Origin of the sequence: uncultured Psychrosphaera sp., from assembly GCF_947500655.1 — a bacterium.
In the GTDB taxonomy this organism is placed as follows: Bacteria; Pseudomonadota; Gammaproteobacteria; order Enterobacterales; family Alteromonadaceae; genus Psychrosphaera.
The window spans coordinates 79,375-96,890 of record NZ_CANMSK010000007.1; the positions used below are offsets into that span (position 1 = coordinate 79,375).

At 33.4% G+C, this 17,516-nt stretch carries 15 protein-coding genes; all 15 read left to right on the plus strand.

The window, feature by feature from the left end; genetic code table 11:
• Position 1 precedes the first annotated feature (1 nt).
• Positions 2 to 1,192 (plus strand): UDP-N-acetylglucosamine 4,6-dehydratase, encoded by a 1,191-nt coding sequence (locus Q0940_RS08035; protein ID WP_299266770.1) that lies wholly within the window; start codon positions 2 to 4, stop codon positions 1,190 to 1,192.
• Between the two features lie 8 nt (positions 1,193 to 1,200).
• Positions 1,201 to 2,358 carry a LegC family aminotransferase gene (locus tag Q0940_RS08040; RefSeq protein ID WP_299266772.1) on the plus strand — a complete coding sequence of 386 codons (1,158 nt, stop codon included), beginning with the start codon at positions 1,201 to 1,203 and terminating at the stop codon, positions 2,356 to 2,358.
• Positions 2,358 to 3,512 carry a UDP-N-acetylglucosamine 2-epimerase gene (neuC, locus tag Q0940_RS08045; RefSeq protein WP_299266775.1) on the plus strand — a complete coding sequence of 385 codons (1,155 nt, stop codon included), beginning with the start codon at positions 2,358 to 2,360 and terminating at the stop codon, positions 3,510 to 3,512. The genes Q0940_RS08040 and neuC overlap by 1 nt, the downstream gene beginning before the upstream one ends.
• Positions 3,513 to 3,520: 8 nt before the next feature.
• Positions 3,521 to 4,591, plus strand: a complete 1,071-nt coding sequence (gene neuB, locus Q0940_RS08050; RefSeq protein ID WP_299266778.1) for an N-acetylneuraminate synthase — start codon at positions 3,521 to 3,523, stop codon at positions 4,589 to 4,591.
• Entirely contained in the window at positions 4,584 to 5,240 is a 657-nt protein-coding gene (locus Q0940_RS08055) for an acetyltransferase (protein WP_299266781.1), read from the plus strand. The genes neuB and Q0940_RS08055 overlap by 8 nt, the downstream gene beginning before the upstream one ends.
• Positions 5,230 to 6,285, plus strand: coding sequence for a nucleotidyltransferase family protein (locus Q0940_RS08060; protein ID WP_299266782.1), 1,056 nt, complete (start codon positions 5,230 to 5,232; stop codon positions 6,283 to 6,285). The genes Q0940_RS08055 and Q0940_RS08060 overlap by 11 nt, the downstream gene beginning before the upstream one ends.
• Positions 6,285 to 6,995: an acylneuraminate cytidylyltransferase family protein gene (locus tag Q0940_RS08065; protein ID WP_299266783.1), complete on the plus strand. Its 711-nt coding sequence runs from the start codon at positions 6,285 to 6,287 to the stop codon at positions 6,993 to 6,995. Before Q0940_RS08060 ends, Q0940_RS08065 begins: the two co-directional genes overlap by 1 nt.
• 54 nt (positions 6,996 to 7,049) lie before the next feature.
• Positions 7,050 to 8,342: an oligosaccharide flippase family protein gene (locus tag Q0940_RS08070; RefSeq protein WP_299266785.1), complete on the plus strand. Its 1,293-nt coding sequence runs from the start codon at positions 7,050 to 7,052 to the stop codon at positions 8,340 to 8,342.
• Positions 8,339 to 9,505 carry an O-antigen ligase family protein gene (locus Q0940_RS08075; RefSeq protein ID WP_299266788.1) on the plus strand — a complete coding sequence of 389 codons (1,167 nt, stop codon included), beginning with the start codon at positions 8,339 to 8,341 and terminating at the stop codon, positions 9,503 to 9,505. Before Q0940_RS08070 ends, Q0940_RS08075 begins: the two co-directional genes overlap by 4 nt.
• Positions 9,502 to 10,671, plus strand: a complete 1,170-nt coding sequence (locus tag Q0940_RS08080; protein WP_299266790.1) for a glycosyltransferase family 4 protein — start codon at positions 9,502 to 9,504, stop codon at positions 10,669 to 10,671. The genes Q0940_RS08075 and Q0940_RS08080 overlap by 4 nt, the downstream gene beginning before the upstream one ends.
• 2 nt (positions 10,672 to 10,673) lie before the next feature.
• Complete coding sequence (locus tag Q0940_RS08085) at positions 10,674 to 11,867, plus strand: hypothetical protein (protein ID WP_299266793.1); 1,194 nt, start codon at positions 10,674 to 10,676, stop codon at positions 11,865 to 11,867.
• Positions 11,818 to 12,300 (plus strand): acyltransferase, encoded by a 483-nt coding sequence (locus Q0940_RS08090; protein WP_299266795.1) that lies wholly within the window; start codon positions 11,818 to 11,820, stop codon positions 12,298 to 12,300. The genes Q0940_RS08085 and Q0940_RS08090 overlap by 50 nt, the downstream gene beginning before the upstream one ends.
• A 37-nt stretch (positions 12,301 to 12,337) precedes the next feature.
• Entirely contained in the window at positions 12,338 to 14,458 is a 2,121-nt protein-coding gene (locus tag Q0940_RS08095) for a bi-domain-containing oxidoreductase (protein WP_299266798.1), read from the plus strand.
• Between the two features lie 111 nt (positions 14,459 to 14,569).
• The gene (locus Q0940_RS08100; RefSeq protein WP_299266944.1) at positions 14,570 to 16,225 is read left to right on the plus strand and encodes an alginate lyase family protein; all 1,656 of its coding nucleotides are present in this window, start codon (positions 14,570 to 14,572) and stop codon (positions 16,223 to 16,225) included.
• Between the two features lies 1 nt (position 16,226).
• Complete coding sequence (locus tag Q0940_RS08105; RefSeq protein WP_299266800.1) at positions 16,227 to 17,450, plus strand: glycosyltransferase family 4 protein; 1,224 nt, start codon at positions 16,227 to 16,229, stop codon at positions 17,448 to 17,450.
• Positions 17,451 to 17,516 lie beyond the last annotated feature (66 nt).

A 17,516-nucleotide genomic window follows, 5' to 3' on the forward strand; every position in this document is an offset into this window, starting at 1 on the left:
TATGTCAACATTACTATCTTTAATCGGCAGAGAAAAAGAGCTATTTACTATTGATTTAAATCGCAATGAAAAACAATTAGAACAAGCAGTTTCTGAATCCTCATTCCTTGTTCTAGGAGGCGCTGGCTCAATAGGGCAAGCCGTTACTAAAGAAATTTTTAAACGTAATCCTAAAAAACTGCATGTTGTTGATATCAGTGAAAACAATATGGTTGAATTAGTTCGTGATATCCGGAGTTCATTTGGGTATATCGAAGGTGACTTTCAAACTTTCGCACTAGATATTGGTTCAATTGAATATGATGCTTTTATTGAAGTTGACGGCAAATATGACTATGTATTAAACCTTTCAGCGCTGAAACATGTTCGTAGTGAAAAAGATCCGTTTACATTAATGCGAATGATTGATGTAAATATTTTCAACACTGAAAAAACTATGGTACAAGCCGCTAAAAAAGGCAGTAAAAAATACTTTTGTGTATCTACAGATAAAGCCGCAAATCCAGTAAATATGATGGGCGCTTCTAAACGTATAATGGAAATGTTTTTAATGCGTAGAAGTTTAGATATAAACATATCAACAGCTCGCTTTGCAAATGTTGCATTTTCTGATGGTTCACTACTACATGGTTTTAATCAACGAATTCAAAAGCAACAACCGATTGTTGCCCCAAGTGATATCAAGCGTTATTTCGTTACCCCTCAAGAGTCTGGTGAGCTGTGCTTAATGTCATGTATTTTTGGTGAAAATAGAGATGTATTTTTCCCTAAATTAAGTGAGGCCCTGCATCTAATTACTTTTGCAGACATCGCTGTTAAATATCTTAAAGATCGTGGTTTTGAACCTCATTTATGTAAAACAGAAGAAGAAGCAAGAGAGCTTGCTAAAACACTACCAGCTAAAGGTAAATGGCCATGCTTATTTACAAAAAGTGATACAACAGGGGAAAAAGACTTTGAAGAGTTCTTTACAAATAATGAAGTGCTCGATATGGCCAGATTTAAAAATTTAGGAATTATTAAAAATAATGCTAGTTTTCATGATGAATTATTAGTTGAGTTTGAACAACAAATTCATGGTATGAAAACAGAAAAATCATGGAGTAAAGAGAAAATTGTGAAGCTTTTCTTTAAAATGCTCCCTGACTTTGGGCATAAAGAAACTGGTAAATATCTTGATGGTAAAATGTAAGAGCGATTATGAATAATAAACTGATCAGTTTTGTTCGTGATGTATATAGAACGAAAGACTTTATCCCTCTTCATGCTCCTACTTTTGGTGGTAATGAAAAAACGTATGTTACTGATACTATTGAAAGCACCTTTGTATCAAGTGTTGGTAAGTATGTAGAGAGATTTGAAAAGCAAATAGAGCAATTTACCGGAAGTAGTAAAGCTGTTGCAACCGTTAATGGCACAGCTGCATTACATACAGCGCTTTATATGGCAGGTGTTAAGCCAGGTGACTTAGTTATAACGCAAGCTCTTACTTTTGTAGCTACTTGTAATGCCTTATTTCACATGGGGGCTGAACCTATATTTGTGGATATATCAAAAGTCAGTTTGGGTTTATGTCCCAAAGCAACAGAAGAATATCTAGATACCTATGCTGTATTGAATGCAGATGGCGTATGTATGCATAAAACAACGGGACAACGCATTACAGCTGTTGTCCCAATGCATACTTTTGGTCATCCAGTAGAGCTAGATGAACTTTTAGATGTTTGCTTAAAGTGGAACCTTGTATTAGTTGAAGATGCAGCAGAAAGCTTAGGTTCTTTTTACAAAGGTAAGCATACAGGAACACTTGGTGAATTCTCTGCCGTTAGTTTTAATGGTAATAAAATAATAACCACTGGTGGGGGAGGTATGGTTTTATGTAAGAATGTCGATGCAGGTATACATACTCGTCATATTACAACAACGGCCAAAGTACCTCATCCATATGAGTTTTATCATGATGAACCTGGATTTAATTATCGTTTACCTAATTTAAATGCAGCTTTAGGTTGTGCTCAAATGGAAGAACTCCCTTCCTTTTTAAAACAAAAAAGAATATTGGCAAATCAATATAAAAATTTGTTTATAGATAGTGATTTTGCGTTTGTAAGTGAACCCTCATATGCAGAATCTAATTATTGGTTAAATGCAGTTATTTGTCCCGATACTGAAAGCCGTAACTTATTGCTAAAAGAGACTAATGAACAAGGTATAATGACTCGTCCAATTTGGCAGTTAATGCATCGTTTACCTATGTTTAAAAATGCTATGAGAGGCGATTTAACTCATTCTGAGTTTATTGAAGCTCATTTAATTAACTTGCCAAGTTCACCAGTAAACAATTTAGGCAAGATATAATGACAAAGAAAATAGCCGTTTTTACCGGAACTAGAGCGGAATATGGTTTATTATATTGGCTAATTAAAGATATCCAAGATGATCTGGAGCTTACATTACAGCTATTGGTATCAGGTATGCATTTATCAACTGAATTTGGTGAAACCTATAAGCAAATAGAGGAAGATGGTTTCAAAATTGATGACAAAATAGAAATATTGTTATCGTCAAATTCAGCTGTTGGAACCGCTAAAAGTATGGGGCTAGGTGTACTAGGTTTTGCTGATGCTTTAAGTCGATTAAAACCAGATGTACTAGTTATTTTGGGAGACCGATTTGAAGCTCTAGCCGCAGCACAAACAGCGATGATTTTGCGAATACCTATACTTCATTTACATGGTGGTGAGATCACTGAAGGAGCCTATGATGACGCAATTCGACATGCTATTACAAAGCTAAGTTATTTGCATGGGACCTCTACTGAGGAATACCGTCAACGAGTTATACAGTTAGGCGAAGCACCAGAGCGAGTTACAAATATCGGTGCAATAGGGCTTGATCATATAGCCCGTAGTGACTTTATGAACATTAATGAAATTGCAGAATCATTAAAGTTTAACCTAAATAAGCCTTACTTCCTTGTTACCTATCATCCAGTGACATTAGGAGATGAGCCTCCAGAAGAAAGCTTTATAGCTTTACTTAACGCGTTAGATGATTTTCAAGAACATCAAGTTATTTTAACTTATCCAAATGCAGATGATGGTGGGCGCTGTATAATTCCAATTCTTGAAAATTATGCAAAAAATAATCCTGCTAGAGTATGTGCGATACCTTCATTAGGGTACAAACGATACCTTAGTGCTGTAAAAAACTCAGAGGCGGTCATTGGTAATTCATCGAGTGGTATTATAGAAGTTCCTGCATTTAATGTACCTACTGTGAATATAGGCGTACGACAGAAGGGGCGTTTAGCGGCTAAAAGTGTACTTAACTGTGATGCCACAAAAGAAGCAATCTCATCAACAATTAAATCAGCTGTGTTGAGAAGCTATAAAACAGCAGGTGAAGAAATAATAAATCCATATGGTGCCGGCAATGCAAGTGCTCAAGTTATCAAAATGCTCAAATCGTTAGAGTTTGAGCCAAGTAAACCTTTTTACGATTTAAAGTGAGTGATTTTATGACATTAATTATTGCAGAAGCAGGTGTTAATCATAATGGCAGTGACGATTTAGCGTTTGCCCTAGTTGATGCTGCGTATCGAGCTGGAGCTGATATAGTTAAGTTTCAAACATTTAAAGCTAAAAATTTAGTAACTAAAAATGCTAAACAAGCTGATTATCAAGTGGTAAATACTGGTCAAAAAGAATCACAATACGAAATGCTCAAAAGGCTCGAGCTGAGCTATGAAACTCATCATAAATTAGTTAAATATTGTAATGATTTGGGGATAGAGTTTCTATCTACAGCGTTTGATTCAGAAAGCCTTTCATTTTTAGTTGATGATTTAGGTATAACGAGATTAAAGCTTCCTTCTGGTGAAATTACTAATGCCCCTCTAGTTCTCGAGCATGCGAGAACCGGATGCGATCTAATAGTATCAACAGGTATGGCAACACTTTCAGAAATAGAACAAGTATTATCAGTCATCGCTTTTGGGTATATGTACCCTGACAGTAATCCAACTAGTGAAACCTTGCAGTCTGCATACTTTTCAGAGCAAGGAAAACAACTATTAAAAGAAAAAGTAACACTTTTACATTGTACAACTGAATATCCAGCTCCTTTTGAGGACATAAATTTAAATGCGATGGACACAATGCGTGATGCATTTAAGCTTACTGTTGGGTATTCAGATCATAGCGAAGGTATTGTTGTACCAATAGCTGCTGTATCTAAAGGCGCTGTATTAATTGAAAAACATTTTACACTAGATAAACTTTTACCCGGGCCAGATCACAAAGCATCACTTGATCCTCTTGAATTAAAAGAAATGATCAGTGGTATACGTATTGTGGAACAAATATTAGGTGATGGTATTAAAGGACCAAGGCCTTCAGAGGTTAAGAATAAGTCAATTGCCAGAAAAAGTTTGGTTGCATCTAAACCTATTACAGCAGGAGAGTGTTTTTGTGAAGACAATTTGCAAGTTAAGAGGCCTGGTAATGGTTTAAGTCCCTATCATTATTGGGACTTATTAGATACTACTGCAACCCAAGAATACAAAGAAGGTGAACTGATAAATGGCTAAGCCTTTGTATGTGCTAGGAGCTGGAGGACATGCAGCCGTATTGGTAGATATTTTGAAGGGCAATGATGAAAAGATAGAAGCTATTTTTTCACCATCACTTGATAAAGCTAAAAAAGTGCTTGCAGATGTTAAAATTTTACAAGATGAAGATATTTTGTTTAAAGAGAATAATACAAATATTCTCTTAATCAATGGCATCGGTTCGTTACCTGGGAATATATTAAGGCAAACTGTTTATAAAAAGTTTAGAGAGAGGGGATATGAATTTAAACAAGTACTCTCAAAGCATGCAATTATCTCACCTTTCGCTGTATTAGGTGACGGTGTACAGGTCATGCCAGGGGCGATTATACAAGCTGGTGCTGAAGTCGGTGAGAATACTATTATTAATACAGGTGCAATTATAGAGCATGATTGTATTATAGGTAAACATAACCATATTGCTCCTGGTGTTACGCTAAGTGGACAGGTAAATACAGGTGATTTTGTACATATAGGCACTGGTGCAGCTGTAATTCAAAATATCTCAATAGGATGTAACTCTGTTGTTTCGGCTGGTGCTATTATCACAAAGAATATAGCGAACAAAAAAATAGCTTTTGGTGCACGATCGAATATTCAAGATAAAAAGGATAAGTATGAGTCATAAATGGCAAAACATATTAATTACACCAAAAAGTACAGTGCGTGAGGCATTAACTGTAATAGATCGTGAAGCGTTACGTGGCGCAATTGTTGTAAATAATAACAATAAGTTACTTGGTGTAGTAAGTGATGGAGATATACGACGAGGGCTACTTGCCAGTATATCGTTAGATGACTCTGTTGATAAAGTGATGAATGGCACACCAACGGTTGCAGCTAAATCCGCCACAAGAAAACAACTTAAAGAGCTTATGGAATCGTTAGGCATTTTGTTGATACCTATTGTTGAAAATGGAATTGTAATTGATCTACATACCTTGCATGACACATTGAGCGTACCAAAAGTTGAAAATCCTGTTTTTTTAATGGCTGGCGGTTTTGGAACTCGTTTAAAGCCGTTGACTGATAACTGTCCCAAACCATTATTACACGTCGGTGGTAGACCAATCCTTGAAACAACATTGCTAAGCTTTATTAAGTCTGGCTTTGTTAACTTTTATATATCAACTCATTATATGCCTGAAATGATAATGGAACATTTTGGCGATGGATCTAAATGGGGCGTTAGTATAACTTATGTTTATGAAGACTCACCTTTAGGCACTGGGGGGGCTTTAGGTTTATTGCCTGCGGATATCCCTAAGTTACCTTTAATCATGATGAATGGTGATATATTGACTAATATCGACTTTCAAAAATTATTAGCATTTCACTCTAATGAAAATGCAGATGCAACTATGTGTGTACGTGAATTTGAATATCAAATACCTTACGGAGTGATAGAGGGGGATAATGGTAAAATAAAAAGTATGGTCGAAAAACCTACTCATTTATTCCATATTAATGCCGGCATTTATGTCGTAAATCCTGAGTTAATAAAGTTAGTTCAAGTGAATCAAAAAATAGATATGCCAACATTGCTAGAACAAAAAATAAACGACCAGGGCCATGTAATGATGTTTCCTATCCATGAATATTGGCTTGATATTGGTCGTATGGAAGATTACAAACGCGCACAAATAGATGTTTTAAACTTGGGATTAGTTTAATGATTTACGGAAAAAAGGTCTTAGCTATTATTCCTGCCCGAGGTGGTAGTAAAAGGTTACCTAAAAAAAATATTTTAGACTTGGCCGGAAAACCGCTAATAAGTTGGACGATAAATGCAGCTCTCTCATCCCAATTCATAGATAAAGTTATGGTTACGACTGACGATAAAGATATTGCTGATATTTCAAGGTTAGCGGGTGCTGAAGTTCCATTTATGAGGAAAAAAGAGCTTTCGAGTGATACAGCCAGTAGTATTGATGTTGCTCTTGATGTTATAAACTTCTATGAGGATAAAGGCGATAATTTTGATTCAATAATTCTTTTACAGCCGACATCTCCGTTACGTACGTCTAGTAATATAGATGAAGCTATAGAGATGTATCATTTCAACCAAGCAAATTACGTCATTTCAGTAGCAGAATGCGATCACTCCCCTTTATGGTGTAATACTTTACCTTCTGATTTTAGTTTGAAGGGGTTTATCTCAGAAAAAGTAATATCAAAAAGAAGCCAAGACTTAGAGATGTATTATAGGCTGAATGGTGCTATATACATTTGCAATATAAAAGAAATTAGAAATAATAACAGTTTTTTTTCTGATAATAACTCATTTGCCTATGTAATGAAAAAAGAGAATTCGGTTGATATAGATGATGAATTCGACTTCATGTACGCATCACTTTTGGTAGATAATTATCAATTTAATTAATAATTATATTGTATTAATTACTAAGTCAATATTCTGATGAAAAGTAAATATTAAATGTTTAATAAGAATAACCTCAATATATTAATTGTTTTTATTAATAAGTTTTTGTCAACGTTTACTGGCATGTTAGTTATGTTTTTTTTGTCAAAAGAGACTAGTCAAGATGTCTTAGGTAAATATACATTACTTATATCTTACTTGTACCTCTTTGCATCTTTTGGGATTGGTGGAGGTGTAAATACCATATTAATGAATTATAGAAGTGAAAAAAGTAGAGGAAAGGGAAAGCTCTTAAGGTTTTTGCTCAAACGGATGTCCATAACTTCATTTTTAGCCATATTTTTTATTGTTCTCGCTTCTTTGTTTTTTGAAAATGTACTCAATGATATATTTATTCTATCTGCATTTTTTTTTATAGTAATATTGAAGATTTTAATAGATATATCTTCTGCTTTTCTTCGCTGTAGCGGTTATGATGTTTATGGTGTGGTTCTTGATTCTTTATTGCGTCCTTTAGTGTTTCTCATTTTAATATTTACGGTAAACATTTATCTGAAGCTTAACTTTTTAAGTATTATATTATTATTAACCTTGTCTTTTTTATTGGTGTATTTTATTGGTGTAGCTCCCTTAATTCTCAGCATTATTCGAAAAAACAAACTATCCCTAAAGTCGAGTTATTCTTATATTGAGAAGATTAAGCTGCAGCGTAATGCAAATATGTTTATGGTGATTACTTTCTCTCAAGTGGCTTCGAGACATTTAGATATTATATTTATTGGAGCAGTTCTGAGCTCCTCTTCGGTTGCAGTATATGTTGTAGGGGCAAAGATAGCAGCTATTGGATCATTTATCTTACTTGCTGCAACTAGTGTGATAGCCCCCCGTATATCGTCATTAAGAAACGAAGGAATAGAAAGGCTTAATAAAGAATTATATGCAAATAATAGGTTTGCATCTTTAGTGGGGGGAGCGGTCACTCTAGTAGTTTGTTTTTGTGCAGAACCTTTTATAAATTACTTTTTTGGGCAAAACTACCATAAAGCGATCAATATTATTTATATCCTATCTTTAGCCGAGTTTATATTAGTGTTATTAGGTGATTCTAGTATAGTTATGAATATGTTAGGAATGGCTAGTAAAAATGCTAAGTGGTTGATAGTAAACGTAATACTACAATCAATCCTGATTATTTGTATTTCTTCTACTGGAGGTTTAATTTTAATGGTTGTCGCAATCAGTTTTGTAAGATGTTTTTATAAAGTTTTTTTACTAATCTATCTAAGAAAACAGGGGATATATGTTAGTTGCCTAGATCCCCAAAATTGGTATTTGATTAAGCCATGAGTGTTTTTTATCCATTTTTTATTTTCCTCATACTTTTTTCTGGTGCCTTTTTTTTAGCCATAAAAAGCTTTCAGATATTAAATTATTTAGTTTTATTAGTTGTAATATTAATTACGATTATAAGTACGCTTAAAAATAATATTAAATATAAGCATAATGCATTTATCTATTGGCAATTGGCTTTAATTGTATTTTCTGCTGTTCACTCGTTTTATTTTGCTAATGTTACCACTACAATTTTCTTTTACATGATAAATGTTTTTGTTGTCTGTTCCATTATTCTTGTAGCTCCTTCAACTAATAGCTTCTATAGTGATATTTGTAAATGTTCAATTTATATCTTACTTTTATTTGTAATAATTAGTTGTGCATCTTTGTTTTTGGGAGTAGAAACTAAAAGGTTTAGTTCTTTTTTTGATAATGCTAATACCTATTCTATGAACCTAGTTTTTATATCGTTTTTTTCTATGTGCTTCTTTATTGAGAGTGTGTTAGTTAAAAAAAATACCTATTTTGTATCACTAACCATTCTTTATTCATTTTGTTTATATTTCATAATTCTAAGTGGTTCAAGAAAGACCTTGATTTTTTATATCGCTCTTTTTTTATATTGGCTGTTTATCAATAAACGGATTTTATTATCTTTCGTACAAAATAGATTTATTAAATTATGTACACAAGTTTTAATTATTTATACTTTTCTTACTGCTCTATTATGGTTTTACAATAGTCCTTTTGCAAAGAGAATTGTTGGAGCCATTGCTTTTCTTTCTAAAGGAACTTCAGAGGAGGGATCTATTAATGAAAGATTAAATTTACTTTCTAAAGGGATTGAATTGTGGAGTTCAGCTCCTATTTTTGGGGTAGGATTTGATGGCTTTCGTAATTTATCTGGCTTTGGAAAATACTCACATAACAATTTCATTGAAATTTTAGCTAATACTGGTGTTATCGGTAGTTTTTTATATTATTGTTTTATTTTATTTTTATTTATATCGATTGTCTTATTTAAGGGACAAAGAGAGATTAAATATATTCTATTACTGATGTTTAGTGGCTTGCTTTTTTTTGATTTAACAATTGTTTCATATAATAATATTTTTTTTATTTTAACTTATGGTTTTATATTCCATAGGATTTATAACTTTGGTGGTAGAAAATGAATAAGGTTCTATATATAACACAAGGACTTAATCGTGCTAGTGGCGCAAGTAAATCAGGGAGCGATGTGCTGCGGGCAATATCTCTTTATCATGAAGTGGAGGTTGTCACTAATCGTAACCTAACATCTCCTTTTAAGGTAGAAAGTTATAAAGCGAAAGTAAGTTTTAAGTATGTTAAAAGATTCTTAACAAAGAAAATATCTTTAAGAAATCTTTATTATTACGCTATGAATTGTATTTCTAGTAAAAAATATTACTGTAAAAAAGATATTGATTTAGTTTTAGTGAATAGTTTTTGTTCTAAAATATTTAATAGTGTTGACTTTTCTGAATCGAATGCTAAAAAAGTATGTGTTGTTAGAGGAAGTATTTCGTCTTTTAAATCTGATAGTAGCGCTCAAGTATTAAAAGAAGCCTTAAGTTATTTGAGTCAGTTCGACGGGTATATTTTCGTTTCTAGTAATACACAAAAAGAGTGGATGCTTGAGCCAGAATTAACAGGTAAATCAGCATATTATATACCAAACTGCTGTAATGAATCTGAAGTCGATAATTTATTAAAGCAAAATCGCGAAAGTATAAAACAATCACTCATCACCTTAAAAAAAATCGACTTGAAAAATAAGTTCATAATTAGCTGTATAGGTAGTGTTCAAAAAAGGAAAGGGCAAGATTTACTAGTGTCTGCTGCTTTGGAATTGTTAAAGTCCAAGCAGACTGATTTGTTAGTTATTTTAGTCGGTGGTAGTGTTAATGGTTTTGAACAACATTTAAAAGACCTAATTGATGAGTCAGGTTTCGCTGATAATTTTATATTTACTGGTTATATAAAAGAAAGTTTATCGTATTTATATATTAGCGATTTAATGGTTTTACCATCTAGAGGGGAAGCAATGCCTAGATCTGTTTTGGAATCAATGGCATTATCCGTACCAGTAATAACTAGTAATTTGGATGGAATGCCTGAACTAATCGTAAATGGTGAAACTGGCATTTTACTTGATGAACTTGATGTACCATCGATTAAAAAAGCATTAGATTTTATGATTAATAATGAATCAGTACGTAATGAATTTAGCGTTTCATCTCATAAAAAATATTGGAGCGACTTTTCTCATGAGCTTCAAATTAATCGATATAAATCCTTGTTAGAAAAGTTGCTTTAATTATGTTTTTTGATAAGCAGTCATTAAGTTTTATTTGTTTGATTAAGTCAAAAGTTGATGAAACTTTTTATGATGGCACCGCAACAGAAAGGGAAGGTATTACAAATTTACTTTATCAATATTATCACACTTTAACTGGTGGGGATTTGTCAAAACTAGACTCTTTGAATTTATCTAAACTTAGATTTCCTTGGAAATTTGTCTTAAAAGTTTTTTTTAAAATTCTGATCCATAAATTTTTTAGGATCCTGTTCCTTATTAGAAGTAAAAGTAAGTCACCAGTCGTAATAAAATCATGGGTTGATGTTAATTACTACAGTTGGATTAAATTAGATGAATGGAAAGAAAGTGATTTCTCTATTTTAGTGATCCCTTTTTTATTAAATCCTATTCGACAGGTTAAGTTTGTCCGTGATCTTATGGCTCAAAATAAAAAAATTATATTTTACGGCTACCGTTATTCAGTTAAAAAATTTATCAAGTTTGCTCTAAACCCAAATCTTATTTCATTTTTTGAATTTGAAAGTCATGCTACAAGTATTACTTCTGCAGAAATTACTTCATTAGGTGTAGAGAAAATATTTGTAATGGATGATGTTGAACCATTATCGTTTATACAGAATAGAGGGCTTATTGATAGTGGTATAGAAGTTAATTTTCGGGCTCATGGAATTGGACGGTATAGCCCATATTTTTCTGCTACACAAGCTACATTCTTTAATGAATCTCAACAGAATTTCTACACCAAATTTAATAATTTTGAATCTACTTCTTGTGTCTACCCATCTACACGAAGTGTAGATGGGTTAACAAGTCTTGAAAGGGTCATATTTATAAGTCAGCGGGCTAAGAGTATCGATAGTGCTTATTCTGTGATTGAAATTAGAGTCGTTGATAAGCTGAAGGAAATATGTAAAAAGAGCTCTATACCTTTTTCTATAAAGCTTCATCCTAATACAGACTCAGGGGTATACGAAGGAATTGATAAGAATTTACAATTAACTACTGACAATAGTGATAAAACTTTATTATTTACCTGTTTTTCAACAGCATATTATGACTTTGAACAATATGGGAATACTTGGTTAGTTCAAACTAAAGAGCTAGACCCTACAATTTTATTTGGGAAACAAGAGAGAGTATTAAATGAAAAGAATATTGATAAGTTTTTTGATCAATATAAAAAGGCTAGTTAATAAAATAATTTCTTCTGTGTTATTAAGAGTAAATAGTTTTCAAAGTAACTTAATTGTTTGCAAAGGGGTTTTTTTATCTCGAAAGAATAGAATTAATATAAAAGGAAAGAATATTTATATAGGGAGATATTGTCACGTAGGAACTAATATAACTATATTTTCGGATGTAATGATTGCTTCAAGTGTTAGCTTTGTAGGTGGAGACCATAAGTTCGAAGAGCCTTCAGAAGTAATGTTCCATTCTGGTAGAGCCATGCAATTAGGAGTTATAATAAGAAATAATGTGTGGATAGGTCACGGAGCAATTATTCTGGATGGAGTTACTTTATCTGAAGGTTCGATAGTAGGAGCTGGTAGCATCGTTACAAAATCCTTCCCTCCTTTTTCAATAATTGCTGGTAATCCAGCTAAATTAATAAGAAACCGGTTATAATCGCTTTTTAATTTCAAGTTAATTCGGTGTTAAATATATGAAACAAATACTTCAAAACATTGCTAACGGCGAAACTCAGTTAGTTGATGTGCCATGTCCTCAAAGTAAAGTAGGGCAGCTTTTAATAACCACTGAAAAATCTTTAGTGTCTGTTGGTACAGAACGAATGTTGATTGACTTTGGTAAATCAAATTTTATTGAAAAAGCTCGTTCACAACCTGATAAAGTAAAGATGGTTTTAAATAAGGTTAAAACTGATGGTTTAATGCCTACTATAGATGCTGTACGTTCTAAGTTAGATCAACCTTTGCCTTTAGGTTATTGCAATGTTGGTATAGTGCAAGATAATGGGGGAACGAGTTTTCAAGTAGGAAGCCGTGTTGTTTCTAATGGTAACCACGCAGAGGTTGTGAGAGTAACTAAAAATTTGTGTGCGCAAATACCTGACAACGTTGATGACGAAAGTGCAGCTTTTACTGTACTTGCGGCAATAGCCATGCAAGGAGTTCGTATAGCTAATCCAACTATTGGTGAAACCGTTGTAGTTACAGGCCTTGGTTTAATCGGTTTAATAACGGTACAGTTGCTAAAAGCTAATGGTTGCCGTGTACTAGGCATTGATTTTGATTCTTCAAAATGTGCGATGGCACGTGAATTTGGTGCAGAAACGGTAGATTTGTCAATTGGTGAAGATCCTATTGCTAAAGCTAATGCTTTTTCACGTGGCAATGGTGTTGATGCCGTTATAATTACAGCTTCTACTAAGAGTAATGATCCTGTAAGTAATGGTGCAAATATGTGCCGTAAGCGTGGCCGTATCGTTTTGGTTGGTGTTGTTGGTTTAGAGTTATCACGAGCTGATTTTTATGAAAAGGAAATTTCTTTTCAGGTTTCTTGTTCTTATGGTCCAGGTCGTTATGATTCTGAATATGAAGACAAAGGTAATGACTACCCTATCGGCTTTGTTCGTTGGACCGAACAGCGTAACTTTGAAGCGGTTTTAGACTTAATGTCTAGTGGCGCTATTGATATGAAACCATTAATTAGCCATCGTTTTGAAATTGAGAATGCTATTGAAGCTTATAAGTGTTTAGACGATAAATCTTCGTTAGGTATTTTGTTAAATTATTCTGCTAATACAACTCAATTGCTTGAAACTAAAGTTGTTAATATTAGAAATGCAGATACCTATGCAGCAAAAGATGCGGTTTGTGGTTTTGTTGGTGGCGGTAATTATGCATCGCGTGTTTTGATTCCTGCCTTTAAAGGTGCTGGTGCAAAACTTGATACTTTATTAACAAGTGGTGGTGTAAGTGCTGTTCATCATGGTAAGAAAAATAATTTTGCTAATGCTTCTACTGACTTAGATCAATTATTGAATAATGACAGTATTAATACTGTTGTTATTGCTACTCAACATAATTTGCATGCAGAACAAGTAATACAAGCAATTAATAAAGGTAAAAACGTTTTTGTTGAAAAGCCGTTAGCACTTAACCATTCTGAATTAGATGCTATTGAAGAAGCCTATAATAGCCAAAACGGCAAAAATCGAGTTATGGTTGGTTATAACCGTCGTTTTGCTCCTCATGTTATAAAAATGAAATCTCTACTTGCGAATGTATCAGAACCTAAAGCATTTATTATGACAATGAATGCAGGAGTAATACCAGCTGATCACTGGACACAAGATCCTGTAGTAGGTGGTGGCCGTATTATTGGTGAAGCATGTCATTATATCGATTTAATGCGCTTTTTAACTGGTAGTGAAATTACTGGTTTTACAGCTACCTGTATGGGCAAAGCGGATGGTGTTGGAATAACGGAAGATAAAGCATCGATTACATTGACCTTTAAAGATGGCTCGTTTGGTACAATTAATTATTTAGCTAATGGCGGTAAAGTATTTGCTAAAGAACGTATTGAAGTATTCGCTAACGATGGTGTACTGCAACTCGATAATTTTAGAAAACTGATAGGTTATGATTGGAAAGGCTTCACTAAAGACAAGTTAATGACTCAAGATAAAGGGCAAGCTAATTGTTCAAACGCTTTTATTAATTCTATTAAATTAGGAGAGCCTTCGCCTATAGTTTTTGATGAAATTATGGAAGTAGCTCGTTGCTCAGTAAATATAGCTGAAGCTTTAAGACGATAGCTTTAATTAAAATGCGTTTCTAGGGGCTTAGCTTTTAGCTAATGTCCCTTTTTATTTTAGTTTGATTATAATAGCCAATTCTAATAAAACTTTGTAAGTGATATCGCCTTGATGAAAAAATTAGCGTTATATTTCCATACCCTTAAATACTTGAAGTTTGCTCAACTATTCCATCGTATTTTAAAACGTTTTAAACATCCCAAAGTAAGTTTTGTAAAAGGTCAACGTGCAGATGTTTCATGTCAGTGGCAAATTATAGAACTTTGTGAACAAAAATTTATAAACGAAACGGATGTTGATTTTTTGAATCATCCTGGCTCAGTTAATACACCAGTTGATTGGAATAACGAAAAAGAAGAAAAGTTATGGTTATATAACTTACATTATTTTGATGATTTAAATTCTTTTGCTAGTGAATCTCGACATTCATTGCAAAGTTACTGGATAAACAAATGGATTGATGAAAATCCGGCAATTAAAGGTGGTAACGGCTGGGAGCCTTATACGATTTCGTTGAGGATCGTAAATTGGTCTAAAGCATTTTTATCAGGATTAAAAGCTGACGATAAGATGTTAAACAGTTTGGCGCAACAAGCAGATTTTTTGTCCCAAGATTTAGAAAAACATCTATTAGGCAATCATTACTTTGTGAATCTAAAAGCGTTGTTTTTTGCTGGTTGTTATCTTAAAGGTAAAAACGCAGATAAATGGTTAGCTTTAGCTTTAGATGGTTATGAAAGTGAATTAAGAGAACAAGTGTTAAGTGATGGGGGCTGTTTTGAGTTAACCCCTATGTATCACGCTATTATGCTGACAGATCTTTTAGATTTAGTTAATTTATCCAATGTATTTCCATCTAGGTTTTCCAATTCCTTAGTAGAGTTAACTAAGCAAACTATTATAAAAATGTTTGGTTGGTTAGATATCATGAGTTTAGGTGATGACAAGGTTAGCTTTTTTAATGATTCGGCCTTTGGCATCGCACCTGAAAATAATATTTTAAGAGCGTATGCAACTAAACTTGGATTTACTGTAAATCAATTAGAAATCCCTGATGAAAATTTACTTGTTTATAATTTGCATAATTCCGGCTATGTTTCTGCCAAAACTTCAAATATGAGTTTAATCGCAGATCTTGCATCTATCGGACCGAGTTATATTCCTGGGCATGCTCATGCTGATTCGTTATCTTTTGAGTTGTCACTAGGCAAATCACGAATTTTTGTTAACTCAGGAACTTCTTTATATGGGTTGAGTGAAGAGCGGTTAAGGCAAAGAGGAACATCAGCACACAATACTGTTGTATTAAACGAACGGAACTCTTCTGAAGTTTGGAGTGGTTTCAGAGTCGCTCGCCGGGCCGAAATAGGTAACCGTGTTGTAGGTAAAGTCTCGAAAGAACAATGGGTGAAATTTTCTGCTTCTCATAACGGTTATAAAAAGCAGGGAATAAACTGTATTCATCACCGTACATGGAAAGTTTCATTAATTGACTGTGAAATAAGTGATGTTATCCAAGGTGAATTTAACTCTGCTGTCGGAGCTTTACATTTGCATCCTGAAATAAAAGTAAACTACATTGATAGTAGTCTATGTATGATTTACACACTAGACTATGAAATTGAACTTGAAATCATTGGTGCCGACTTATTCATTGTAGATTCTACTTGGCACCCTGAATTTGGCGTTGTAATGGCTTCAAAAAAATTAATTCTAAAATATAATCAGTCTCAAGTTACCTACAAAATTAAGTGGAAAAATCTTTAATATGCATATTTTATTTTTAACTGATAATTTTCCTCCAGAGGGAAACGCACCAGCTACCCGTACCTATGAACATGCGAGAGAATGGGTGAATGAAGGCCATAAAGTTACTATTATTACGGGAGCGCCTAACTTTCCAGAAGGTAAAGTTTTTGAAGGCTACCAAAATAATTGGTATAGAAAGGAGTATTTAGAAGGGATAGAGGTACGCCGAGTGAAAACCTATATTACAGCTAACGAAGGTTTTACTAAACGCATTTTAGATTTCATGTCTTTTATGGTTACTAGTTTTATTGCAGGTTTATTTGTTAAAAAGCCTGATGTTATTGTTGGCACATCACCTCAATTTTTTACTGCTGTAAGTGCTTGGGCATTAGCAGCAGTTCGATTTAAGCCATTCGTATTTGAGCTCAGAGATATATGGCCTGCATCTATTACAGCTGTTGGTGCAATGGGACGTACTCTGTCGATTAGACTTTTAGAAAAAATAGAAGTTTTTTTATATCGAAGAGCAAAAAAAATTTTTTCAGTTACTTATAGTTTTAAATCTGAATTAATAGAACGAGGGATTGATGAGGGAAAAATTGATGTAGTGTTGAATGGTGTTGATTTAACTGTATATAAGCCAGCAACACAAAAATCAATTGATTTTGTTAATGAATATAAATTAGAAGATAAGTTTGTTGTCGGTTATGTTGGAACTCATGGAATGGCACATGCATTAGATAAAATTGTAAAGACAGCAGAGCTTCTGGTGGATTATAAAGACATTGTTATAGTCTTTGCTGGAGGTGGTGCAGCTAAGCCTGAAGTTGAGTTACTCGTAAAAGAAAAAAAATTAAATAATGTAGTATTTATACCAAGACAGCCAAAGAAATATATGCCTAAATTATGGAGTTTATGCGATATTTCTTTAATTAGTTTAAAAAACACTGAATTATTTAAAACTGTCATACCTTCTAAAATTTTTGAATCTATGGGCATGGGGTTACCAATGATCATCACAGCCCCTATAGGTGAGGCAACTGAAATTGTAACAGAAACTAACTCTGGTATTATAGTAGAACCTGAGAGTCCTGAATTATTAGCAAAAGCTATAAAGGAATTATACTGCGACAGGGAGCAATTGAATAAACTTGCTCAGAATAGTTCAAAAGCAGCTGAACAATATGATAGGAAGCGATTAGCTATTCAAATGCTTAAAAAAATCAAAGAGCTAGTTAATTAAAACCTAAAGTTCAATCTTGAAAAGTTTATTAATTAAATATCGTTATTCCTAATTTAACTAGACTAT